Origin of the sequence: Lysobacter stagni, assembly GCF_030053425.1 — a bacterium.
Lineage (GTDB): Bacteria > Pseudomonadota > Gammaproteobacteria > Xanthomonadales > Xanthomonadaceae > Lysobacter_J > Lysobacter_J stagni.
The window spans coordinates 3,138,530-3,161,932 of sequence record NZ_JASGBI010000001.1 but is presented as its reverse complement, the minus strand read 5'-3'; the positions used below and the strand labels follow the sequence as shown (position 1 = coordinate 3,161,932).

The 23,403-nt window shown below is 68.8% G+C and carries 23 protein-coding genes; 12 read left to right on the top strand and 11 right to left on the bottom strand.

Annotation, left to right across the window (positions count from 1 at the left end):
- Window positions 1-179 precede the first annotated feature (179 nt).
- The gene (locus QLQ15_RS14615) at window positions 180-1,571 is read right to left on the bottom strand and encodes a metal-dependent hydrolase family protein (RefSeq protein WP_283213495.1); all 1,392 of its coding nucleotides are present in this window, start codon (window positions 1,569-1,571) and stop codon (window positions 180-182) included.
- A 148-nt stretch (window positions 1,572-1,719) separates the two neighbouring features.
- Here QLQ15_RS14615 and QLQ15_RS14610 point away from each other — a divergent pair, with 148 nt between their 5' ends.
- On the top strand, window positions 1,720-3,279 hold the full coding sequence (locus QLQ15_RS14610) for a protein adenylyltransferase SelO (protein WP_283213494.1): 1,560 nt from the start codon (window positions 1,720-1,722) through the stop codon (window positions 3,277-3,279).
- A gap of 6 nt (window positions 3,280-3,285) precedes the next feature.
- Here the strand turns inward: QLQ15_RS14610 and QLQ15_RS14605 are convergent, their stop codons facing one another.
- Entirely contained in the window at window positions 3,286-4,218 is a 933-nt protein-coding gene (locus tag QLQ15_RS14605) for an oxygenase MpaB family protein (protein WP_283213493.1), read from the bottom strand.
- Window positions 4,219-4,398: 180 nt separating this feature from the next.
- Here QLQ15_RS14605 and QLQ15_RS14600 point away from each other — a divergent pair, with 180 nt between their 5' ends.
- The 4 genes from QLQ15_RS14600 to thpR all read left to right on the top strand — a co-directional run bounded on the left by QLQ15_RS14600 (window position 4,399) and on the right by thpR (window position 8,206).
- Window positions 4,399-6,273 carry an ATP-binding cassette domain-containing protein gene (locus tag QLQ15_RS14600; RefSeq protein ID WP_283213492.1) on the top strand — a complete coding sequence of 625 codons (1,875 nt, stop codon included), beginning with the start codon at window positions 4,399-4,401 and terminating at the stop codon, window positions 6,271-6,273.
- A gap of 83 nt (window positions 6,274-6,356) precedes the next feature.
- A complete protein-coding gene (locus tag QLQ15_RS14595) occupies window positions 6,357-6,971 on the top strand; it encodes an alpha-ketoglutarate-dependent dioxygenase AlkB family protein (protein WP_283213491.1) in 615 nt (204 codons plus the stop codon).
- Between the two features lie 69 nt (window positions 6,972-7,040).
- Window positions 7,041-7,601, top strand: coding sequence for an SRPBCC family protein (locus QLQ15_RS14590; protein ID WP_283213490.1), 561 nt, complete (start codon window positions 7,041-7,043; stop codon window positions 7,599-7,601).
- 80 nt (window positions 7,602-7,681) lie between these two features.
- Window positions 7,682-8,206 carry an RNA 2',3'-cyclic phosphodiesterase gene (gene thpR / locus QLQ15_RS14585; protein ID WP_283213489.1) on the top strand — a complete coding sequence of 175 codons (525 nt, stop codon included), beginning with the start codon at window positions 7,682-7,684 and terminating at the stop codon, window positions 8,204-8,206.
- 22 nt (window positions 8,207-8,228) lie between these two features.
- Here the strand turns inward: thpR and QLQ15_RS14580 are convergent, their stop codons facing one another.
- A complete protein-coding gene (locus QLQ15_RS14580) occupies window positions 8,229-8,468 on the bottom strand; it encodes a hypothetical protein (protein ID WP_283213488.1) in 240 nt (79 codons plus the stop codon).
- An 83-nt stretch (window positions 8,469-8,551) separates the two neighbouring features.
- Between QLQ15_RS14580 and QLQ15_RS14575 the strand changes: the two genes are divergently transcribed.
- Window positions 8,552-9,148: a YdeI/OmpD-associated family protein gene (locus tag QLQ15_RS14575; RefSeq protein ID WP_283213487.1), complete on the top strand. Its 597-nt coding sequence runs from the start codon at window positions 8,552-8,554 to the stop codon at window positions 9,146-9,148.
- A gap of 16 nt (window positions 9,149-9,164) precedes the next feature.
- Here the strand turns inward: QLQ15_RS14575 and QLQ15_RS14570 are convergent, their stop codons facing one another.
- The 5 genes from QLQ15_RS14570 to QLQ15_RS14550 all read right to left on the bottom strand — a co-directional run bounded on the left by QLQ15_RS14570 (window position 9,165) and on the right by QLQ15_RS14550 (window position 14,804).
- On the bottom strand, window positions 9,165-9,554 hold the full coding sequence (locus QLQ15_RS14570) for a SpoIIAA family protein (RefSeq protein ID WP_283213486.1): 390 nt from the start codon (window positions 9,552-9,554) through the stop codon (window positions 9,165-9,167).
- 27 nt (window positions 9,555-9,581) lie between these two features.
- Complete coding sequence (locus QLQ15_RS14565; protein ID WP_283213485.1) at window positions 9,582-10,649, bottom strand: MliC family protein; 1,068 nt, start codon at window positions 10,647-10,649, stop codon at window positions 9,582-9,584.
- 52 nt (window positions 10,650-10,701) lie between these two features.
- Window positions 10,702-12,468: a M14 family metallopeptidase gene (locus QLQ15_RS14560; RefSeq protein WP_283213484.1), complete on the bottom strand. Its 1,767-nt coding sequence runs from the start codon at window positions 12,466-12,468 to the stop codon at window positions 10,702-10,704.
- A gap of 101 nt (window positions 12,469-12,569) precedes the next feature.
- Window positions 12,570-13,466: an NAD(P)/FAD-dependent oxidoreductase gene (locus tag QLQ15_RS14555; protein WP_283213483.1), complete on the bottom strand. Its 897-nt coding sequence runs from the start codon at window positions 13,464-13,466 to the stop codon at window positions 12,570-12,572.
- Between the two features lie 72 nt (window positions 13,467-13,538).
- Window positions 13,539-14,804, bottom strand: a complete 1,266-nt coding sequence (locus QLQ15_RS14550) for a patatin-like phospholipase family protein (protein WP_283213482.1) — start codon at window positions 14,802-14,804, stop codon at window positions 13,539-13,541.
- A gap of 101 nt (window positions 14,805-14,905) precedes the next feature.
- On the opposite strand from QLQ15_RS14550, the gene QLQ15_RS14545 reads away from it, so the two are divergent.
- Entirely contained in the window at window positions 14,906-15,652 is a 747-nt protein-coding gene (locus tag QLQ15_RS14545; protein ID WP_283213481.1) for a DUF8198 family protein, read from the top strand.
- Between the two features lies 1 nt (window position 15,653).
- On the opposite strand, the gene QLQ15_RS14540 is transcribed toward QLQ15_RS14545, so the two are convergent.
- Entirely contained in the window at window positions 15,654-15,929 is a 276-nt protein-coding gene (locus QLQ15_RS14540; RefSeq protein ID WP_283213480.1) for a polyhydroxyalkanoic acid system family protein, read from the bottom strand.
- A gap of 105 nt (window positions 15,930-16,034) precedes the next feature.
- Between QLQ15_RS14540 and QLQ15_RS14535 the strand changes: the two genes are divergently transcribed.
- Window positions 16,035-16,835, top strand: coding sequence for an FHA domain-containing protein (locus tag QLQ15_RS14535; RefSeq protein ID WP_283213479.1), 801 nt, complete (start codon window positions 16,035-16,037; stop codon window positions 16,833-16,835).
- Here QLQ15_RS14535 and msrQ read toward each other — a convergent pair.
- Both msrQ and msrP read right to left on the bottom strand, forming a co-directional pair.
- The gene (gene msrQ, locus QLQ15_RS14530; RefSeq protein ID WP_283214029.1) at window positions 16,804-17,451 is read right to left on the bottom strand and encodes a protein-methionine-sulfoxide reductase heme-binding subunit MsrQ; all 648 of its coding nucleotides are present in this window, start codon (window positions 17,449-17,451) and stop codon (window positions 16,804-16,806) included. The genes QLQ15_RS14535 and msrQ overlap by 32 nt on opposite strands.
- A 13-nt stretch (window positions 17,452-17,464) precedes the next feature.
- Entirely contained in the window at window positions 17,465-18,433 is a 969-nt protein-coding gene (gene msrP, locus QLQ15_RS14525; RefSeq protein ID WP_283213478.1) for a protein-methionine-sulfoxide reductase catalytic subunit MsrP, read from the bottom strand.
- Window positions 18,434-18,612: 179 nt separating this feature from the next.
- Here msrP and serC point away from each other — a divergent pair, with 179 nt between their 5' ends.
- Genes serC through aroA form a run of 4 tightly spaced genes read left to right on the top strand, consistent with a single transcriptional unit; the run spans window position 18,613 to window position 23,402 of the window.
- Entirely contained in the window at window positions 18,613-19,698 is a 1,086-nt protein-coding gene (gene serC / locus QLQ15_RS14520; protein ID WP_283213477.1) for a 3-phosphoserine/phosphohydroxythreonine transaminase, read from the top strand.
- Window positions 19,699-19,711: 13 nt separating this feature from the next.
- Entirely contained in the window at window positions 19,712-20,923 is a 1,212-nt protein-coding gene (gene pheA / locus QLQ15_RS14515; protein ID WP_283213476.1) for a prephenate dehydratase, read from the top strand.
- Window positions 20,920-22,092 (top strand): histidinol-phosphate transaminase, encoded by a 1,173-nt coding sequence (gene hisC / locus QLQ15_RS14510; protein WP_283213475.1) that lies wholly within the window; start codon window positions 20,920-20,922, stop codon window positions 22,090-22,092. Before pheA ends, hisC begins: the two co-directional genes overlap by 4 nt.
- Window positions 22,089-23,402, top strand: a complete 1,314-nt coding sequence (aroA, locus tag QLQ15_RS14505; RefSeq protein WP_283213474.1) for a 3-phosphoshikimate 1-carboxyvinyltransferase — start codon at window positions 22,089-22,091, stop codon at window positions 23,400-23,402. The genes hisC and aroA overlap by 4 nt, the downstream gene beginning before the upstream one ends.
- The last annotated feature ends 1 nt before the right edge of the window (window position 23,403 follow it).

Here is a 23,403-nt window from a genome sequence, read left to right as displayed (position 1 = left end):
GCGTGTGGCGGCCGTGTAGCGGGCCTTTCGGGCGCCTGTGGAAAGGGCTCGGGATGCGTTGCCCAGCGTGTCGTTGCCGTGGTTGCGCAGGCGCTGCGCGTCGGATGGCCTTCCGGTGAAACGGTCGCGTTCCCGTCCCTCAGCCCGCCCCTCTCCCGGCGGGAGAGGGGCTTCATCGCTCAGCGCGCGATCGGCGACGCACCCGCGCCGCCGCGCGAATCCTTCTCCACGCGCCCGTCCTTCATCACGAATTCCACGTGCTTGAGCACGGTGACGTCGCTCAACGGGTCGCCACTCACCGCGATCAGGTCCGCGCGCTTGCCCGTTTCGAGCGAGCCCACTTCATCGGCCAGGCCCAGCAGGTCGGCGGCATTGACGGTGGCGGCCTGGATGGCGGTCGCGGGCGTCATGCCATGGGCGACCATCAGCTCGAACTCGTCGGCGTTGCGGCCGTGCAGGCTGACGCCGGCGTCGGTGCCGAAGGCGATCTTCACGCCGGCAGGTACCGCGCGTTCCAGCGCCTTGCCGGTGATGCCGATGCGCCATTCGATCTTCCTGCGCACCTCGCCGGTGTAGGCGTCCGGGTTCTTCGCCAGGCGTTCCTTGTAGCCATTGACCGTGGACAAGGTGGGCACGTAGTACGCACCGGTCTGGCGCAGCAGCTTGAGGTCGGCATCGTCCATCAGCGTGCCGTGCTCGATCGAATCGGCGCCGGCACGCAGGGCCAGCGCGATGCCGTCGGCGCCGTGCGCGTGGACAGCGACCTTCTTGTGGTACAGGTGCGCGGTCTCGACGATGGCCTTGGCCTCGTCGTCGAACATCTGCTGGCCCAGGCCTGCGCCGATGCGGCTGTTGACGCCGCCGGTGGTGGCGATCTTGATCACGTCCACGCCGCGCGCGATCTGTCGGCGTACTGCCTTGCGGCATTCCTCGGCGCCATCGCAGGTGTTGCCGTGCACGTCGAGCGCGGCATGCAGTTCGTCGCGGAAGCCCAGGGTGGGGTCCATGTGACCGGCGGTGGTCGAGATGGCCATGCCGGCATCGACGATGCGCGGCCCGGGCAACTTGCCCGCGGCCACTGCATCGCGCAGCGCCAGCGTCACGCCGTCCTCGTCGCCCAGATTGCGCACGGTGGTGAAGCCGGCGTCGAGCGTCTTGCGTGCGTTCACCGCGGCTTCGTAGGCGTGATCGGCCACGCCGCTGGCCACGCCCTCCAGCTGACCCTCGACGCCGGCCTTGTCCGAGGTGAGGTGGACATGGCTGTCGATCAGCCCGGGCAGCACGAAACGGTCGCGAAGATCGATCACCGGCGTGCCGGCAGCCGCGGAGAATGCCGTCGCGTCGACGAAGCCGTCGCGCAGCCCCTGCACGCGCCCGTCGCACACCAGCAGCGTGCTGGCCCCGCGCGCCGGATGTCCGGGGCGGTCGAGCAGGTGGCCGGCCTGGACGAGGCGGCACGATGGGGTTCCCGCCGGAACCTGCGCTGCGGCCGGAAGGGCCAGAAGCGCGGCGGCCAGCAGGGCCATGGCCGGTGGGTGCGAAAGGGCGTGCGTGCGGCGGTGTTCGGTCATGCGATCGGCTCCCCGTGTGTTCGACATGAACCAGAGCATACGGGCGCACGGCCCGGTTCGACTGCGACGCCGTCCGCCGTCGCAGACTCGCGCTTGTCCCGCGCGGCGGCGCCACCATCTCGGCCTCAGCACCCAGCCCTTGGTTCCCATGCTGAACCCGCATTTCGACAACCGTTTCGTCCGCGATCTCCCCGGCGATCCCGACGCCGGCCCCGGCATCCGTCAGGTCCACGGGGCCGCGTACTCGCGCGTGGAGCCCACGCCGGTCGCCGCGCCGCGCCTGTTGGCGCATTCGCCGGAAATGGCGCATCGACTGGGCTTCAGCGATGCCGACGTGGCCTCGGAGGAATTCGCCCGCGTGTTCGGCGGCAATGCGCTGTTGCCGGGGATGGAACCGTTCGCGGCCAACTATGGCGGGCATCAGTTCGGTCAGTGGGCGGGCCAGCTCGGCGATGGGCGCGCGATCACCTTGGGCGAGATGATCAACGCCGACGGCGAGCGCTGGGAGTTGCAGCTCAAGGGCGCGGGACTGACGCCGTACTCTCGCAGCGCCGACGGCCGCGCGGTGCTGCGCTCGTCCATCCGCGAATTCCTGTGCAGCGAGGCCATGCATCACCTGGGCGTACCGACGACGCGCGCGCTCAGCCTGGTCGGCACGGGCGAATGGGTGGAGCGGGACATGTTCTACGACGGTCATCCGGAGATGGAGCCGGGCGCGGTGGTGTGCCGCGTGGCGCCGTCGTTCATCCGTTTCGGCAATTTCGAACTGCCGGCGTCGCGCAATGACACCGAACTGCTTCGCCAGCTGGCCGACTTCTGCGTGCGCCGCGATTTCCCGCACCTGCGCGGACGGGGGCAGACGCTGTACGCGGACTGGTTCGCCGAAGTGTGCGAGCGCACCGCCGTGATGGTGGCGCACTGGATCCGCGTCGGTTTCGTGCACGGGGTGATGAACACCGACAACATGTCCGTCCTGGGCCTCACCATCGACTACGGCCCCTATGGCTGGATCGACAACTTCGACCCCGGCTGGACGCCCAACACCACCGATCGCCATCACCGTCGCTACCGCTTCGGCCAACAGCCGCAGGTGGCCTACTGGAACCTGGGCCGGCTGGCGGGCTCGCTGTCGCTGCTGTTCGATGAGGTCTCTCCCCTGCAGGAAGGCCTGCGTCGTTTCGTCGACGCCTATACGCAGGCCGACCGCGACAACACCGCACGCAAACTCGGGCTGGACGAGTGCCGCGAGGACGACACGGTGCTGATGCAGGGCCTGCAGGACCTGATGGTGGAGGGCGAGGTCGACATGACGCTGTTCTTCCGCGGGTTGGCGGACGTGGATACGCGCGTGCCCGACCTCACGCCGCTGCGGAGCGCCTTCTACGACGAGGCCCGGCGCGAGGCCATCGAACCGGCGTTGCGCGAGTGGCTGGCGCGTTACGACGCGCGCCTGGCACAGCAGGACCTTCCTTACGCGGTGCGGCGCGCGCGAATGAACGAGGCCAATCCGCGCTACGTGCTGCGCAACTATCTGGCGCAGGAGGCAATCGATCGCGCTGTGGCGGGCGACATCGGCGGCGTGGCGGAACTGCTCGAAGTCATGCGACGCCCGTACGAGGACCAGCCCGGTCGCGAGATGTATGCGCAACGACGCCCCGACTGGGCGCGCGAACGCGCAGGGTGTTCGATGCTGTCCTGCAGTTCCTGAGGCCGGCTAGGCCGCGCGCGCCCGCGGCCAATGCTCCAACGTGTCCGCCGCCACGCCCACTCGTCGGCAGGCGCGCGGCGCCACGCCGTCATCCAGCGCGATGCGGAACAGCGGCGCGATCGCACGCAGCATGCGCGCCGACACGGCGGCCTGGCTGTTCTGCCACGCGGTACGCCGCAGGCTGGCCAGCGCCCAGTCCGGCAACAGCGCCGCGCCCGCGCCGAGGAAGAGGTCGCGCGTGATTCCGCGCGCCGGCACGGGCAGTTCGATCCGCGCCAGAACGTCCAGCACCTCGCGCGAACGGCCGTCGAAGCGCAGTTGCGGCTGGATGCGCTCGAAGTACGCCTGCACCTGTGCTTCGGACGCGGGCACGTCGCGCGCGCCCAGTGCTTCGGCCACGCGGCGGGCTTCGTCGTAATAACGATCGGCCGCGCCCGGGGGCAGGGCGAGCGGGGAATAGCGGCGGAATCCTTCGAGGAATCCGAAGCTCTCGGTGACGTGCACCCACGTCAGCAGCTGCGGGTCGTCGGCGCGGTAGCTGCGTCCGTCCGGCAGGGTGCCGTGCACCTGTTGATGGATGTCGGCGACGTGCGCGATCAGGCGGTGCGCTTCCGATCGCGAGGCGTAGGTGGTGCCGGCGACGAAATTGGTGGTGCGGCGCAGGCGCCCGATGAGGTCGGTGCGGAAATTGGAGTGGTCCCACACGCCGGCCAACGCCAACGGGTGCAGTGTCTGCAGCATCAATGCGCACAGCCCGCCGGACAGCATGCCGGGAAAATCGGAATGCACGCGCCAGGTGATGCTGTCGGGCCCGAACAGTCCGGGGTCGCCGGCAGGGTGGTCGTAATCGATCCCGCTCTGCCCGCGTGGAAACGCCGAAAGCACCCAGTGGCGGATGCGGGCTGCGGCCGGAGCGGCGAGGGCACGCGTCAGGGGCATGTAAGGATCTTCGCATGGGCGGGAAGGACGCGTGGCGTGAGACACGCGCCATTGGCTGTGCCATCCGTGGCGCGATCCGAGCGGCTTCGGATGCCCCGGCCCGGCCATCCATGGCCGGGCGGTCGGCAGGCCACGCGACATGCCGCGTAAGCAGCCTCCCTCACCCGGTAGAATGGCGTCATGCCCCTGATCACCCTGAACAACGTCGACTACGGCGTCGGCGGCCCCTTGCTGCTCGACGACGTCGTCCTGTCCATCGAACCCGGCGAACGCATCGCCCTGATCGGCCGCAATGGTGCCGGCAAGTCCACGCTGATGCGGCTCATCGCCGGCGACATCCAGGCCGACGACGGCGAGGTCCGCCGCGAGGGCGGTGTGCGCATCGCGCGACTGGAGCAGGAAGTGCCGGCCGGTGCCGAGGGCGACGTCTGGGACGTGGTCGCGGGTGGCCTGGGCGAACTCGGCGCGTGGCTGGCGCAGTACCACCACCTCAGCCACGCCGAGCACGTGGACACCGACGCGCTGGCGAAGGTGCAGCAGAAGATCGAGGACGCGCACGGCTGGTCCCTGGACCAGCGCGTGACCGAGACGCTGCAGCGGCTGGACCTGGACGGCGACGCGCTGTTCGCGCGCCTGTCCGGCGGCTTGAAGCGCCGTGTGCTGCTGGCGCGTGCGCTGGTGTCCTCGCCGGACGTGCTGCTGCTGGACGAACCGACCAACCACCTGGACATCGAGGCCATCGACTGGCTCGAAGGCTTCCTCAAGGCATGGCAGGGGGCGCTGGTGTTCGTCACCCACGACCGCCGCTTCCTGCGTTCGCTGGCCACGCGCATCGTCGAGATCGACCGCGGCCAGGTGACCAGCTGGCCCGGCGACTGGGACAACTACCTGCGCCGCCGCGAGGAGCGCCTCAACGCCGAAGCGCAGGAAAACGCGCGCTTCGACAAGCTGCTGGCGCAGGAGGAAGTGTGGATCCGCCAGGGCATCAAGGCCCGACGCACGCGCGATGAAGGCCGCGTCACCCGGCTCAAGCAGATGCGCGTGGAGCGTTCGCAGCGGCGTGAGTTGCAGGGCAACGTGAAGATGGACTTCGCGCAGAGCGAATCGTCCGGCAAGAAGGTCGTCGAGGCGAAGGACGTGACCTTCGGTTACGGCGACCGGGTGCTGGCGCGCGATCTGTCCACGACCATCTTCCGCGGCGACCGCATCGGCCTGATCGGCCCCAACGGCAGCGGAAAGACCACGCTCATCAAGTTGCTGCTGGGTGAGCTCAAGCCCCAGTCGGGTGAGGTGAAGCTGGGCAGCAACCTGCAGGTTGCGTATTTCGACCAGTACCGCGCCACGCTGCGCGAAGACTGGAACGCGCTGGAGAACGTCGCCGAGGGTCGCGAGTTCGTCGAGGTCGGCGGCAAGTCCAAGCACGTCATCGGCTACCTTCAGGATTTCCTGTTCACGCCCGAACGCGCGCGCGCACCGATCACGCGCCTGTCCGGTGGCGAGCGCAACCGCCTGCTGCTGGCCAAGCTCTTCGCACAGCCGTCCAACCTGCTGGTGATGGACGAACCGACCAACGACCTGGACGTGGAAACGCTGGAACTGCTGGAGGAGCTGCTGGCGGACTATCCGGGAACGCTGCTGCTGGTCAGCCACGACCGCGACTTCCTCGACAACGTGGTGACCTCCACGCTGGTGATGGAGGGCGATGGCCGCGTCGGCGAATACGTTGGCGGTTACAGCGATTGGCTCCGGCAGCGTCCGGTGCGCGGTGCGGCCGCCGCACCCGCCAGGGCGGCAACGCCGGCGACTCCCGTCGCGCCTGCGCCGCCGGCACCGGCGAAGAAGAAGCTCAGTTACAAGGACGCGCGCGAGCTGGAGCAACTGCCGGCGCGCATCGAGCAGCTGGAAACCCGCGTCGCCGAGCTGACGGCGCAGATGAATGACCCCGCGTTCTACCAGCGCGACAGCGCCGCGATCACCGCGCACACCGACCAGATGGCGAAGGCACAGGCTGAACTGGATCTCGCCTACGAGCGTTGGAACGAGCTGGAAGGCTGAGCGGTCAAGCTCTCACCGCGGGAGAGGCTTGAGCGACCTTCGCCATCTCATTCCGCGAGACGCCACCGCTGCACACTCGAGCGATGCCGCGCATCGCTCAGCCGATCGAAGACCTGTTTGCCAGCGCCGCGCCGGCCACCGGGCCGTGCACCTTGCTGGACGACGCGCAGGGCGGCATCCGCTACTGGCCCGGTTTCGTGCCGGTGGAACTCGCAACGCAGTGGTTCCAGACCCTGCGCGAGACCGTTGCCTGGGAAGCCCAGCGCCGTCCGATGTACGACCGCATCGTCGACGTGCCACGGCTGGTGGCGTCCTACCGTTTCGAGGAAGCGGATGTGCCCGCGCCGCTGGTGGATGGCGTGGAGCGCGTGCGCGCGCACCTGCGCGAGCCCTTCAACGCGGTGGGCCTGAACTTCTACCGCGACGGCAACGACAGCGTGGCGCCACACGGCGACAAGCTGCACATGCTGGTGGCAGGGCGTCCGATCGCGCTGGTGTCTCTGGGCGCCCCGCGGCGCATGACCATTCGCGACAAGGCCTCGCGCAAGGCGCAGCACATCGATCTTGAGCCGGGCAGTCTGCTGGTGATGAGCCACGCTTCCCAGCTCACGCACGAGCACGGCGTCCCCAAGACGCGCGAGCCGGTCGGTCCGCGCATCAGCCTGGCGTACCGCGTACGGCCCCCGAAGGCACGCTGACGAAAGACGCTTGCGCACCGGCGCTGCCGCGCGCGTTAATCGGGCCCACCCGAGCCGTGGAGCGCGACGATGCAACGGACCACCCGATTGAACCGGGCCCCCAGGTGGGCGACGTTCGCACTGACGACGCTGGTCGCCTGGAGTGGCGTGTCCACCGCGGCCGTGAAGGACTCCTCCGCCAGCGGCTTCACCGTCGAGAACGTCGAAGTGGTGCCGGTGGATGCGGCTACCGCGTGGAAGGCGCTGGTGCATGACGTGGACCGCTGGTGGCCCAAGGACCACACCTGGTGGGGCAAGGAATCGAAGCTGTCCATCGATGCGCGCGCGGGCGCCTGCTTCTGCGAGATTGCCGGCGCACGCCAGGCGCAGCACATGACGGTCACCTTCGTTGATCCGGGCACCACGCTGCGCATGGTCGGCGGCCTGGGCCCACTGCAGGGCATGGGCCTGCACGGCGCGCTGGAATTCCGCCTCGCACCGGCCGACAACGGCGGCACGCGCATCACGCTGTACTACCGCGTCGGCGGCTATTCGCCAGACGATCTGGGCAAATTCGCGCCCGTGGTCGACCAGGTGCAGGCCGTGCAGTTGCGCGGACTGGCGGACTACCTGCGCAAGGCGCACAAGTGACTTGCCCGATGCGCATTGGCTTCTAGACTGTGCCGATGGAACAGATCGGGTTGGGATTCGGTGAGGCGTCGGCGAACGAAATGCACCGCCTCTTCTTCGCGTTGACGCCGCCGGACGACCTGCGGCGGCGCATCGTGGACACCGCCGCGGCACTGGAGCGCGAACACGCCGCGGGCGGAAGACGTCTGAAGCCCGAGCGCTATCACGTCACCCTGCAGTTCCTCGGTGACTTCCAACCCGTGCCGGAGCGGCTGCTCGAGGACGCACTCGCCGCCGCGTCCTCGGTGCGCGTGCCCGGGTTCGACCTGCCGCTGGATTGCATGGGCAGCTTTCGCGGCGCGAACGTGCGATGGCTGGGCTGCCAGACCGTGCCCGACGGTCTGCGTGCGCTGTGGGATTCCCTCGGTCATGCGCTGATGCAGCGCCGCGTGCCGGTGAAATCCAGCGGCAGTTTCGTGCCGCACCTGACCATCCAGCGCGATGTGCACCGTCACCTGCCGCCGACCCCGATCACGCCACTGCCCTGGCACGTGAACGAGTTCGTGCTGTTCGACAGCCGGTCCGGCCGGCCGTACGACGTGCTCGGGCGCTGGTCGCTGGGTTGAGCCGGACTCCTGGCGTCGCGGATCAGTGGCGCAGCGCGATATCCGGCACGCGATCGATGCTGCCGTCCTCGCGCACTACGACATAGTCGCGCGTCGTCGCGAACAACACCGGCAGCGGGTGATCCAGCGGTTCGCGCACGAACGCCAGGTGCCAGCCATAGCGCTCGCAGGCCTGCAGCATGTCCCGTTGCGGGCCGGTCAGGCCCATGCGCCGCTGGATGCGGATTCCGCCGGGCGGCGTCCGGCGATCGACGGTGGCCATGGTCCGTTTCCCCCTCGCATGCCCTTGTTCAATCCAACGCGAAAGCGTGCGCACAATAGGACGACCGATTCCGGGAGCGCCCCGTGACCACCGATCCGCGCGTCGATGCCTACATCGCCCAGTCCGCCGCGTTCGCACAACCGTTGCTGGGCTGGCTGCGCGAAACGGTGCACACCGCCTGCCCCGAGGTGGAGGAAACGGTGAAATGGGGCATGCCCAGCTTCACCTACCGCGGCAAGATCCTGTGCAACATGGCCGCGTTCAAGGAACACGTCAGCTTCGGGTTCTGGCACGGTCGGCAGATCGTCGGCGCCGAAGGCCGCGATGACGCGATGGGTCAGTTCGGCCGCATCACCCGACGCGGCGAACTGCCCGGCAAACGCGAGATGGCCGGATACGTGAAACAGGCGATGGCGCTGATCGACAGCGCGCCAACGCGCGCGCCTGCGAAGAAGGCCAAACCGAAACCGGAAGCGGCGGTACCCGACGACCTCGCTGCCGCCCTGCGCCGCAACGCGAAAGCGCGCGCGACGTTCGAGGGGTTCGCACCCAGCTACCGCCGCGACTACATCGAATGGATCACCGAAGCCAAGCGCGAGGACACACGTGCGCGCCGTCTGGCGCAGACGTTGGAATGGCTGGCCGAAGGCAAGTCGCGGAACTGGAAGTACATGGCCTGAGCGGCCTTGCGTGCGTTCAGCCCTTCGGGGGCAGTGGCTGCACGTCGGACGCCCAGGCCAGTGCCGCGTCGTGTTCGCCGGGGGCGAAGGCGCGGATCTCGGTGTTGGGGAAGAAATGGCCAGCGAATTCGCTGATCCGCGCCAGCCATTGCTTGTCGGTCAGGATCGCGCCGCGCGCGAAGCGCTTGTACTCGCCGAACTTGCTCAGGGCGTAGCGCAGGTCCTTGCCCATCGCTTCGGCGGTGAGGCCGGTGAAACCGGTCATGTCGCAGAAGATGCCGATGCGTTCGTGCAGGCGCAGGCGGCTTTCCAGATCGGCGATGCAACGGTCGTAGTCGGGGCCGTCGAGCGTGCCGCTGAAGCGATAGGCCGCCACGTGCGACGGCGAGGGAAGGATGTCCATCATGGGCGGGCTCTCCGGGAATGCTTGGCGTCAACGGTCCAGGAAGGCGCCGCAGCCGTGGTAGGTCTTGCCGCCGGCGCTGAGTCGCGCGCTGGCTTCGAACACGGCACCGCTCATCGGGTCCTGGCAGCGTGTGTTCTCGATGTGCAGCTCGACCTGGGTGCCGTTGGCAGTCTGGCCCGTGAATCCCAGGCCGTCCTTGATCGGCTGCGTCTGGGCGATGTCGATGTTGCGCGCGCCGAAGTCGAGTTGCGCATGCAGCGGTGGCGTCTCGCCGTGGCCCACTTCGACCAGCCAGCCCGGTTCATTGCCCACTGCGCGGAACGCGATGTTGCGCGCGCGCGCCGCATCCCACGGCGACGGGCCTTCGGCCGGTGTGCATTGGCTCTTCTCTTCGCCGACCAGGGCCAGCGTGCCGCTCTCGCCCTTGGTCCAGAACTCGTTGCCCTGTTCGTCGGCGTAGCGCGCACCGGAGGCGGAACGTACAAGGGGCAACGTCAGTCGCCGGCCGTTGACCGACAGCGTGGCGGATTCGGACTTCGGATCGAACGTCGCGCTGACGCGCGTGTCGCCGCATTGCCAATGCGTTGCGTTGGCAGCGGTGGCTTCGCCCGGTCCGGGCACGCGCACCATGAGGATCTCGACGGGCAGGTTGCGTTCGGGATCGACCGGCACGCGCGTGTCGCTGACGAACCACAGCTCGCCATCCGGGCCGGACAGCGACGCATGCAGGCCGTACTGTCCGTTCGGCCGCAGCCTTGCCGGATCGAAGGGCAGGCTGAAGGCGTAGGGCGGGCCGGCGACATCCTTGAAGGTCTTGTCGGCGATCATCGCGTTGGGGGTGTCAGCCAGAAGGTTGTCGAGCAACTGCACGCGCAGGCTGCCACCGGGCGGCATCTTGATGCGCTCACGGTACGCGGCGGTGCCGGTGATCGCGTGCGCGCCCTGCGTCGCGGGTGGCGATGCAGGGGCGGTCGATTCGGCAATGCTTTCGACGTGTACGTCCGTCGCGGTGCGCGGCTGGCAGGCGGCCAGCGCCAGCGTGGCGGCGAGAAGGACCAGGCGACGCGACGACGGGGATCGAACAGGCAGGTTCATGGCCTTCCTCCGTGGATCGCGCCAGCCTAGTCGTACCGGCGTCGTGGTTCCGTCAGTGCGGGATCTGGTCGGTGCGGACGACCGGGTAACGCCGGTACTGCGAATCCCACGACGAATGCCGGCGTGCGAAGAACTCCAGGCGCGCCTGCGGATTGGCGGCGAAGGCGCTGTCGTCCTTCAGACGCTGCTCGAACTCGGCCTTCACCTTCGGATCCTTCAGCATCTCGCGGGCGACTTCCTCGGCGACGTAGTCCTCCATGTACTCCTTGCGCTCGAAGTAGTTGTTGAACTCGCCCCAGGCGACCAGCGCGTCCGGTGCCTGCGGCTCCAGCAGGGCCATCGCCAGGCGCGCCTTCGGCTGCGCGATCGGCACGAACAGCGCGCCGGCCGGCATGTCCTGCGTTTCGGGCGTCCACTTGCCGTCCAGCGTGACGCGCTGGTGGTTCTCCACGGACTGCGCGCCGAAGGTCGCCTTGTCGGCGCGGAAGGCTTCCACCTTGCCGTTCTTCAGCGGCGCGTCAAGGCGACGATAGGTCACGCCGTGCTGGTCCAGTTTGGCCGCGACCCACGCCGCGTGCGCCGGCGGGACCAGATAGCCGCCCTTCGGTGCGGAGACCACGTGGTCGGGCACGATCTCGTCACGCATCGGCAGGTGCCATACCTGCGGCGTTGCCTCGTCGTAATGCGTCATCAGCGCGCCGGACACATCCGAAGGCGTGCGCGTGTAGGCATAGCCACGGAAGTCGATGGTGCGCACCTTGTCGGTGGTCTTGTAGTCCAGCGCGATCGGCTGCCCGGCGAGCTTCTGCGCGCGCGCATCGGCGGCCAGTGCCTGTTCGCGCCACTGCGCGCCGTTCTGCGCGATGAGGTCGAGCAGGGCGAGGATGGTGTTGTAGGTGACCTTCACCCGGTGCGGGTAGTCGCGCCAGGAGTGCGTCTCCACCAGCATGCCCAGGCGGTTTCTCAGCTGGAAATAACCGTGCGAGAAGCGCGGCGTGGCCACACCGTCCTCGAAGCCCGAGGCCGGATCATCGTTGGTGACGAACGAGGGGTAATACGGCAACGGCAGCGAGCCCGCCTCGGTCAGGCGCTGGATCACGCCATCGCGCCACGCCGTGCCGGCCTTGCGCAGGGCGTCGTCGCCGGCATGGACCGGTTCGACCTGGATCGACACGTCGTGTTCGAACTTCGCGCCGTCGGTGACGTGCAGATCGACGTAGGCCAGCGGATCCCACGCGTTGACCAGGCGCAACATCGCCTGCATCTCCGGCGTGTCGGCTTTGACGTAGTCGCGGTTGAGGTTGTAGTTCTGCGCGGTCGTGCGCCAGCCCATTTCCTCCGGGCCGCGCTGGTTGGGACGGTTCCAGCGCGCGAAGCGCTCATGGCCGTCGATGTTGAACACCGGCACGAACAGCAGCACCTGCTTCTCCAGCGCGCCCGGCGAGGCTTCGCCGTCGAGCATGCGGCGCAGCGCGAGGAATCCCGCGTCCTTGCCGTCGATCTCGCCCGCGTGGATGCCACCCTGGATCAGCGTCACCGGCAGGCCCTTGGCCTTTGCCGCTTCCGGCGTGAACGCCCCCGCCTTCGACACCACCAGTACCTTCATCGGCCGGCCTTCCGGCGTGGTGCCGAATGACTGGCAGCGCACGGCATCGGGATAACGCTTGGCGAAGGCTTCGCACAGGGCGATCACTTCGTCGTAGCGGCCGGTCTTGATGAAGCCGCTGCGCTCGGAGAGCGTGGTCAGTGCGGCATCGGGTGCGGCGGCCGCGGCGGGCAGGGCAGTCAGCAGGGCGGCGAGAAGCAGCGTACGGGTCATCGTGCGGGCGTCTGTGAGTGAGTCGCGGCATGGTAGCCGAGCCCACGGCTCCGCCCGCGCCGTCCGGGTCACGCTGCTGACACCCGATGGCAGCAGCGCGACTAATCCTGTGCCGGATTGGGCGGCAGGCGGTTGTGCACGTCGGTGGCGGCGATGGCGGCATGGCCGGTCGCCACCGAGATCTGGTTGAGTGCGCTGACCACGTCGCCGATGGCGTACAGGCCGTCCACCGATGTCATCTGGTGCCGGTTCACCACCAGTGCGCCTTCCGCGTCGCACTCCGCTCCCGCGCCGACCGCCAGCGACGAGCGCGATACCAGGCCCAGCATCGGGTAGACCACATCGAAAGCGCGCGGTCCGTCGGCGAAGGCGAACACGCAGCGTGTTCCGTCGAATTCCAGTCCCAGTGGCACCCCGGCCAGTTGCACGCCGGCCGCGTCGAGCTCACGCCGTACCGTTTCGTCAACGCCGGCTTGCGAGGGCACCAGCGTGATGCGATTGGAATAGGTGCGCAGGAAGCGCGCGTGGGCTGCGGCCGTGTCCGCCGGCCCGTATACCGCGATGCCATGGCCGGTCGCCTCGAATGCATCGCAGATCGGGCACATGCGCAGCGCGCCGCAGGCCACGGCGTCGTCCAGCCCGGACAGGTCCGGCAGCACGTCCTCGCACCCGGTCGCCATGATCACCGTGCGGGCACGGTGTCCGGCATCGGCGTGGCGCACGTCGAAGCCGTCGCCGTCGCGATGCAGCCCGGTGACCTCCACGTCCACCGTCTCCACGCCGAAGCGGCGTGCCTGTTCGCGCATGCGCTCCAGCAGTTCCGGCCCGCCGACGCCGTGCGGAAAGCCCGGGCAGTTGCGGCTTTTCGGGATCCACGCTGCGCGCGTGGCGCCGGTGTCGAAGATCCGTACGCGCCGTCGATAGCGCGCAAGGTAGGTGGCGGCGGTGAGGCCACCCGGTCCACCGCCCACCACGATGCAGTCGAACGCCTCGCTCACGCGTTTTCCAGAAGTGCCGGCCGCAGCCGCGACGATGCCTGCAATGGCATCACCGCCGGCGTGGATGCGACGTTACGGGGCGCGGCGGCCCGCCCGTTCGCGGCGCGGACGCCGCTGGGCCACCAGATGGTCGACATCGTCGAGCGCGCGACGCAGGCGCGCGGTGGCGTCGTTGTCGCGCGGCGACGACGCCAGGCCGTCCAGCAACGAGCGTTCTTCGTCGCCGACCACGTCCATGCGCAGCCCGATGCCGTTGGCCTCCAGCACCGGGCGCAGCACATCCGCGCGACGGCGCAGGTCCGTCATCGTGTTGCGGTAGGCGATCTCGCTGATGCGACGACGCGCCGAGAAGCTGAAGGCATTGGTGAAGAACAGCTCCGCGTCCTCGGCGTTGGGCTCGAAGATCAGCTGGTCGATGTCCGGGTACTGCTGCGCGTAGCGCGCCAGGCCGACCTGCATGCGCGACTGCAGCAGCGTGCGGAAGGTCTGCGAGAGCACCGCCGGCAGTCCGCCCGCGGCCAGGCTGCGTTCGTGGCTGACCGGCAGGCCCGTGCCGTCCTGGCTGAAGGGCACCAGCGGGTTGAGCCCGATCAGCAGGTCCACGCCGCGGTCGAGCAACACCGAGGCGTGCATCGTCCGGCGCAGCGCGCCATCGACGAAATGGCGACCGCCGATTTCCACCGGCGGGTACAGGCCGGGCAGGGCGGCGCTGGCCTGCACGGCGGTGGAGATGGGCACCTGGTCCCAGCCCTTGGCGCCGAACTTCACCGCCTCGCCGCTGTCCAGGTCGACCGCGACCACATACAGGTTGGCGTCCAGCTCACGGAAGTCGTTGCTGCGCCCGCGGCGCGAGAACACGTCCTGCAGGAAGCGTTCGACTTCCGCGTTGTCGAACAGCCCCGTCGGCACCAGCGCACCGAAGTGCATCAACAGGTCCGACCAGCGCGACTCGTTGCGGGAGAACAGCAGCTCCTGCCACCACTGCGTGGCCAGTCGCGGCAGGCTGGCCGCACGGCGCAGGTATTCGAAGATGGCCGGGCGCAGGAAGGTCTCGGGCCGGAACTGCACATCGTTGCTGTCGCCGGTGATGAAGATCCGGCACATCTCGGCGGTGTCGATGCGGTTGGCCAGGCCCGCGGCCAGGAACGCGCCGGAGCTGACGCCCACGTAGCTGTCCAGCCGGGTCAGCTCGATGCCGTCCAGCGCCTCCTCGAGCGCCCGCAGCGCGCCGAGTTCGTACATGCCCCCGATCGGCCCGCCCCCGGCGATCGCCAGGCCCACGCGGGCAGGGCGGTCGGGTGTGCGCGGCCGTTGCCGGGCGGAGTGAAGTGACAGCATGCAGGCACGATCGGCGAAGTTGGACCGAGTGTAGCCCGGTTGCCGGGCCGCGTCCGGGCCGGGGTTGCGGCCGCCGTCACGGCCCCGGATGATCGGCCGCAATGTCCCCGCGCACGCCACGCCGCCGCCATGGCCGCCCCCTGGGCGCCCGGCTGGAATGGCTGCTGCGCGAGCACCAGGCCCTGCACGATCCCGGCCGCGACCCGCGCAACGACCTGCCGTGGCTGCCCGAGCTGCGCCGCTGGCAGACGCGGCGGCTGGAAGCCAGCTTCGACCGGTTCCTGAAGGATCCGGCCCGCCGCCCCGCGGCGCAGTTCTTCCTCAGCGACGTCTACAACGAACACGATTTCAGCCAGCGCGACGCCGACATCGCGCGCGTGCTGCCGATGATGCAGAAGCTGTTGCCGGCGGGCCTGCTGGAGACCGTGGCCGACGCCATCGAGCTGGGCCTGCTCACGCACGCCTTTGACCTGCGAATGGCGCAGGTGCTGGAGGGCATCGGTGGGTCGCGCCGGACACTGGACGCGGACCTGTACGCCCAGGCCTATCGCCGCGCCGGCCTTCCACGGCTGCGGTCGCACCAGATCGACCTGCTGGCCCGCGTGGGCCTGGGACTGGGCGGCGCGTTGCGCCTGCCCGGGGTGTCGATGCTGCTGAAGCTGTCGCGCGGCCCCGCGCGTGCGGCGGGATTGTCCGAACTCCAGGGCTTCCTGGAACGTGGCTTCGCCGCCTTCGATCGCCTGGGTGATGCGCGGCGCTTCATCGCCGAAATCGAACAGGACGAACGCGACGTTTCGCGTCGGCTCTTCGCGGGCGATCCGGACCCGTTCCGCGGCCCGGTCGACTGATTCAGGCGAAGCGTTCGTCGAGGACGCGGCGGATCTCCGCTTCGATCGGGCCCTTCATCGTGCTCAGCAGGAATCCGAGCTTGGCCGTCACGTGCAGTTCGCCGGGTTCGACTTCGATGTGTCCGTCCACGCCGCTGCGATTGAAGTTGAGCGTGTTGCCACTCCAGTCGTAGGTCATGCCGAAGCGTTCGGACAGTTTGTCGGCCACGTCCTGCACGGCCTTGCGTGCCTGCTCCGGCTGCAGCGAATGGGCGTGGCGGATATCGATGTTCGACATGGTGAAGCCCTGGCGGAAGTGAGCGGTATTGTGCTCGCCGGACCTCGCGCGGCCAAGTAATTCCTGCGCGAATGCCGCGCGGACGGTGTGCTAGATTGCGCCAACGTGAATGCCCTCCGCCTGCGATTCCAGAACCGGGAACATGCCGACCTGACGCTCAGTCCGGGCGTGCATGCCATTGGTTACGATCGACAGGGCGTGCTGGGTTCCGTGTCGACCGATGGGGCCGTCGCTCAGTTCTGCGTGGACCGGCGCGGCGTGTGGTTGCAGGTGCGCGAAGGCGCACCCGGACTGCACGTCAACGGGCGTCCGGTGCGACGCGTGGCGATGCTGCGCGTGGGCGATGCCATCTTCGTCGATGGAACCGAGCTGGTGCTGCTGGCAGGCGAGCCGCTGCCGGCACCCGCCGACTACGGTTTCTCCGGTGGCACCGACACCCGCATGCTGGTGCGCGGCGTGGGCGGCCCGTACCACGGCCGCAGCTTCACGCTGGAACATCCGCGCACCGTCGGCCGTGCCGGCGAAAGCGACATCCGCATCAACGAACCCACCTTCTCCGAACGCCACGCGCGCCTGGAAGCCCATGCCGATGGCGTGGTGCTGCGCGACCTGGGCTCGGTCGAAGGCAGCCTGGTCAACGGTCGCCCGGTCCGGCATGCGTTGCTGCAACCGGGCGATCAGGTCGTGTTCGGCAACCAGCACCGTTTCGTGGTCGAGTCGCCGGTGCAGCGTGCCGCGGCCGGCGAGGTGGCGCCGGCGCCCTCGTCCAAGCGCCTGCCCGTCGTCGAGGAAACCCGCGTCCCGTCGGCCCTGCCGCGCTCGGTGCGGCGCATGCCCTGGCTGCTGCTGGCGGCGCTGCTGATCGCCGCCGCGCTCAGCCTGCTGCTGCTGTACGGCGCGCGCTGACCGCGCGTTTCCAGATCCGCCAGCCCAGCAGCAGCGCGAGGATGCCCGCGTACAGCGCCGGCTCGCGGATGTCGGACTTCACCAGCCACCAGAAGTGCAGCACGGCCAGCACGGCCACGGCATAGACCAGCCGGTGCAGTTGTGCCCAGCGGCGACCGAGCCGGCGGATCGCCGCCTGCGTGGATGTGATCGCCAGCGGCAGCAGCAACAGCCACGCAGTGAACCCCACCGTGATGTACGGGCGCTTGGCGATCTCCTCGAATATCTGCGTCCAGTAGCCGCGAAGGTCCAGGACCAGATAGGCGCTGAAATGCAGCGTCGCGTAGGCGAATGTGTACAGCCCCAGCATGCGGCGAAAGCGCATCAGCGCCGTCTGGCCGGTGATCTGCCGCAACGGGGTGATCGCCAGCGTGATCATCAGCAGCCGCAGTGCCCACAAGCCCAGGCGGTGTTCGATCTCCGCCACCGGGTCCGCGCCCAGCCCGCCGCTGCCGGTGAGGAATTCCTCGCGGATCTGCCACGCCAGGATCGCCGCCGGTGTCAGCGCCAGCAGATGCACGAGGGTCTTGGTCGCGAACAGGGCCTTCGGGCCCGGTCGCCACGGTGAGCGTGTCAGCAACCGCACGCGCTCAGAACCATTTCTTCAGATCGAGGCCGCGGTACAGCCCGGCCACCTGTTCCGCGTATCCGTTGAACGGCCGCGTGGGAATGCGTTCGGCGAACAGCTTGCTGGCGGTGCCGGCGATGCGCCGCTCGGTCTTCTGGCTCCAGCGCGGATGGTCGACGGCGGGGTTCACGTTGGAGAAGAACCCGTACTCGCTCGGCTGCGCTTCGTGCCAGGCGGTTTCGGGCATCTTCTCCACGAAGTCGATGGCCACGATCGACTTGATGGACTTGAAGCCGTACTTCCACGGCACCACCAGGCGCAGCGGTGCGCCGTTCTGCTGCAGCAGCGGCTTCCCGTACAGCCCGGTCGCCAGCAGCGTGAGCGGATGCATCGCCTCGTCGATGCGCAGGCCTTCCCGGTAGGGCCAATCCAGCGACGACCAGGCCACGCCCGGCATCTGCTTCGGATCGGCCAGGGTGGTGAAGGCCACGTATTTCGCCTGCGAGGTCGGCTCGAAGCGTTTGAGCACCGAGGCCAACGGCACGCCCAGCCACGGGATCACCATCGACCAGCCCTCCACGCAACGCAGGCGGTAGACGCGCTCCTCGGGCGTGAGGCCCTTGAGCAGGTCGTCGACGCCGACCTTGCCGGGTTTGGCGCAATGGCCGCCGACGGCCACCGTCCACGGTCGCGTCCGCAGCGTGCGTGGTGCGCGCGAGGGGTCGGCCTTGCCGGTGCCGAACTCGTAGAAGTTGTTGTAGGTGGTGACGTCCTCGAAGCGGGTGAGGGTTTCGTCGGTGCGGAATCCCGAACGCGCCTGTTCCGGCGTCAGCGTCACCTTCGGAGGCGGCGGGGGCTCGGCGCCCACGCAGCCTGACAGGCCCAGCGCGGGCACGGTGGCGAAGGCGGCCAGCAGACGGCGACGCTCGCGGTAGACCGCCTCGTCGGTGATCTGGTTGGCGGGAACCTTCAATGCATCACGCAGGGACATGACAACTCCGGCTTCGGCGAGCGGGCTTGTGCAGCAACGCGAATGCGCCGCTTGCGCACTATAGAAGCTGACCGCATACCGTCGGCAAAGTTGCGTGCGAAACCATGAAACCGCAGGCTGCTGCAGTGCGGCATACTTGGCCGCTCACCCTTTCTTCGCCTTGCTGACCGGAGCGTTTCATGTCCCGCGCCTTCAATTTCAGTGCCGGCCCCGCGACCCTGCCCGAGGCGGTTCTGCGGCAGGCCCAGGCCGAAATGCTCGAATGGGACGGCGCGGGCGCCTCGATCGTGGAGCTGAGCCATCGCGGGCCCGAGTTCATGGAGGTCGCGCGCCAGGCCGAAGCCGACCTGCGCACGCTGATGTCCATTCCCGACGACTACGCGGTGCTGTTCCTCGCCGGCGGTGCGACCGCGCAGCAGGCACTGCTGGCGCTGAACTTTGCCGCACCGGGCCAGACCGTGGATTACGTGGTCACCGGCCACTGGGGCAAGACCGCGATCAAGCAGGCACGACCCTACGTGAACGTGAACATCGCCGCCGATGGCGAGGCCGGCGGTTTCCGCGACATCCCGGCCCGCGCCGACTGGCGCTTGTCGAAGGACGCGGCCTATGTGCACTACACCGCCAACGAGACCATCCACGGCGTGGAGTTCCGCGACATTCCCGACGTGGACAACGCGCCGCTGTTCGCCGATTTCAGTTCGTCCATCGCCTCCGAACCGCTGGACGTGTCGCGCTTTGGCGTGATCTACGGCGGTGCGCAGAAGAACCTGGGCCCGGTCGGCGTGACGGTGGTCATCGTCCGCCGCGACCTGCTCGAGCGCGCCGGCCAGCCGCGCGCCGACATCTTCAGCTACGCCTCGCATGCGGCCAACGACTCGATGCTCAACACGCCGCCCACGTGGAACTGGTACCTCGCCGGGCTGGTGTTCAAGTGGATGCTGGCGCAGGGCGGCGTGGAGGAGTTCGCGCGACGCAATGCGCGCAAGTCGAAGCTGCTGTACGACACCATCGACGGTTCCGGTGGTTTCTATCGAAACGAAATCGCGCCGGGCGTCCGCTCGCGGATGAACGTTCCGTTCTTCCTGCACGACCCCGCGCTCGACGCGGCGTTCCTCAAGGACGCCAAGGCGGCGGGGCTGATCTCGCTGAAGGGGCACCGCGTGCTCGGTGGCATGCGCGCGTCGATCTACAACACCATGCCGGAAGAAGGCGTGCAGGCGCTGGCCGCCTTCATGCGCCAATTCCAGCAGGCACACGGCTGAGGCAGCAGGAACGATGACCAGGAAATCCGACGGGAACACGAAGAAGCCCGCCAAGGCGGTCGCCGCCAAGCCGCCTTCGAAGAAGCAGGGCGCGGCGAAGAAGACGGCCAAGGCCGACGCGCCGGTCGCGCAGCCGGTCGACGCCGCGCCGCTCGACCTGGCCTCGCTGCGCCAGCGCATCGACGGCATCGACCGACACATCCAGGAGCTGATCGCCGAACGCGCGCAGTTCGCCAACCAGGTGGGCAAGGCCAAGGGCAAGCTCGCCGCCGCGGTGGACTACTACCGTCCCGAACGCGAAGCGCAGGTGCTGCGCCGCGTGGTGGACCGCAACGACGGCCCGCTCAACGACGAAGTGCTGGTGCGGCTGTTCCGCGAGATCATGTCCGCCTGCCTGGCCCAGCAGGAGCCGCTGAAGATCGGCTACCTCGGCCCGGAAGGCACGCACTCGCAGCAGGCGGTGTACAAGCACTTCGGCCATTCCATCCACGGCCTGCCGCTGTCGAGCATCGAGGAAGTGTTCCAGGAAGTGGAAGCCGGCCACGCGGATTTCGGCGTGGTGCCGGTGGAGAACTCCACGCAGGGCACCATCCAGTCCACGCTGGACATGTTCCTCACTTCGAAGCTGAAGATCTGCGGCGAAGTCGAGTTGCGCGTGCACCAGCACCTGCTCTCGCGCACCGGCACCCTCGACGGCATCGAACGCGTGTATTCGCATCCGCAGTCGTTCGCACAGTGCAAGGCCTGGCTGCGCCAGTACCTGCCGAAGGCCGAGAAGATCCCGGTGGCCAGCAACGCCGAGGCGGCGCGCCGCGCGCGCAGCTCCGACGATTCTGCGGCCATCGCCGGCATCAGCGCGGCCAACGTGTACGGCCTGAAGTCCGTCGCCGGCCCCATCGAGGACCGCCCGGACAACACCACGCGCTTCCTGGTCATCGGCCGCGAGCTGTTCCCGCCGTCGGGCAACGACCGCACTTCGCTGATGGTGTTCATCAAGGACCAGCCCGGCGCGCTGTACCACGTGCTGGCGCCGTTCGCCGAGCACGGCCTGAGCATGAACCGCATCGAGTCGCGTCCGGGTCATACCGGGCTATGGCAGTACGCGTTCTTCATCGACATCGGCGGTCACGTGGAAGAAGAGGCCATGCGTCGCGCGCTGGACAGCCTGGCCGATTACGCACAGGCCGTGAAAGTGTTGGGCTCGTACCCGGTCGCCATCGCATGAATGCCGTGCGCGATTCCGACGACCAAGCCCCGCAACCGCTCCACGACGAAGCCTGGTTCGCCGCGCGCGCGTCGCGTGGCGTGCAGGGCCTGAAGGCCTATGATCCGGGACACGACCTGGTCGCGTTCCGCCGCAAGTTCGGCGAGGCCAACCTGGTCGAGCTGGGTTCCAACGAGAACCCCTATGGCCCGTCGCCGGATGCGCGCGCCGCCATCCTCGACCAGCTGCACGCGCTGCATCGCTATCCGGACCCGCTTGGCGCGGACCTCAAGCGCGCGCTGGCGACGAAGCACGGCGTGGACACGAAGCAGATCCTGCTCGGCAACGGTTCGCACGAACTGCTGATGCAGCTTGCGCAGGTGTTCGCGGGCTCGGGCGACGACGTGGTGTTCTCGCGTTACGGTTTCGCGGTGTTCGCGCTGGCCACGCAGGCCGCGGGCGCGAACCGGGTGGTCGTGGACGCCTTGCCGCACGATCACCCGCACATGCCGCTGGGGCACGACCTGGACGCCATCGCCGCGGCGATCACCCCGGCGACGAAGCTGGTGTACCTGGCCAACCCGAACAACCCCACCGGCACCTGGTTCGGTCGCGACGCGTTCGCCTCGTTCATGGCGAAGGTGCCGGCACATGTGATCGTGGTGATGGACGAGGCCTACGCCGAGATGGCCGACGCGGACGCCGACGCCGCGACCGCGCTCGCGTTGCTCGCCTCGCACGCCAACCTGCTGCTCACGCGCACCTTCAGCAAGGCCTATGGGCTGGCCGGTTTGCGCGTGGGCTACCTGATCGGCGCACCGGGTCTGGTCGCCGTGATGGAGCGCCTGCGCGAGAGCTTCAACGTCAACGGTCCCGCGCTGGCCGCCTGTGAGGCGGCACTGGGCGATGAGGCGCACCTGCACTGGAGCTGCGAGCGAAACACCGAGCAACGCACGGCGCTGGCCGCCGCGCTGCGCGCACGTGGATTGCGCGTGTATCCGTCGCAGACGAATTTCGTGCTGGTGCACTTCGGGGCACGCACGGCGCAGATCGAAGCCGATCTCACCGCACGCGGTGTGGTGCTGCGGCCCATGGGCGGCTACGGCCTTCCCGAATGCCTGCGCGTGACGGTCGGCAATGCCGACGAGAATCGCCGCCTGCTGGCCGCGCTCGACGCGGTGCTCGCATGAGCGGCGTGCGCCAGGACTGGATCGCCCGCGCGGGTCAGCCGTTGCGCGGGAACGTGCGCGTGCCGGGCGACAAGTCGGTCTCGCACCGCGCGGTCATGCTCGGTGCGCTGGCCGAAGGCACCACGCACGTGCGCGGGTTCCTGGAAGGCGAGGACACGCGTGCGACCGCGAAGGTGTTCGAACAGCTCGGCGTGCGCATCGAAACGCCCAGCGCGAGCGAGCGCATCGTGCACGGCGTGGGCCTGCACGGCCTGCGGGCCAGCGCCTCGCCGCTGGACTGCGGCAATGCCGGCACCGGCATGCGCCTGCTGGCCGGCGTGCTGGCGGGGCAGTCGTTCGACAGCACGCTGATCGGCGATGCCTCGCTGTCGAAGCGGCCGATGCGGCGCGTGATCGAACCGCTGTCGCGCATGGGCGCGGTGATCGAATCCGAAGAAGGCGGCGTGCCGCCGCTGCGCATCCGCGGCGGACGCGCGTTGCACGGCATCGACTACACGCTGCCGGTGGCGAGCGCGCAGGTGAAGTCGGCGCTGCTGCTGGCAGGCCTGTACGCACAGGGCGAGACCGTCGTGCACGAGCCGCACCCCACGCGCGACTACACCGAACGCATGCTGGCCGCGTTCGGCTGGCCGATCGAATTCTCGCCGGGCCATGCACGGCTCAGCGGCGGCCATCGCCTGCAGGCCACCGACGTGAACGTGCCGGCCGATTTCTCTTCGGCCGCGTTCTTCCTGGTCGCGGCGAGCATCGTGCCCGGTTCCGAGCTGCGCCTGGAGGCCGTGGGCATGAATCCGCGTCGCACCGGCCTGCTCACGGCGTTGCGGCGCATGGGCGCGGACATCCGCGAGGAGAACGCCACCGAGCAGGGCGGCGAACCCGTCGCCGATCTCATCGTGCGACACGCACCGCTGCACGGCATCGAAGTGGACGGTGAGCTCGCGCCGGACATGATCGACGAGTTCCCCGCGCTGTTCGTCGCGGCCGCCTGCGCCGACGGCGCCACCACCGTGCGCGATGCCGCCGAGCTGCGCGTGAAGGAATCCGACCGCATCGCGACCATGGCGCAGGGCCTGCGCGCACTGGGCGTGGAAGTGGAGGAACACCCGGACGGCGCGACCATCGTGCCGGGCCCCATCGGCGGCGGCACCGTGGACAGTCACGGCGATCACCGCATCGCGATGAGCTTCGTGATGGCCGCGCAGCGCGCCGAGGGCGACGTGCGCATTGGCGACATCGCCAACGTGGCGACGTCGTTCCCGGGCTTCGAAACGCTGGCGCGCGGTTGCGGGGCGGCGCTGGACGTGGCCTGAG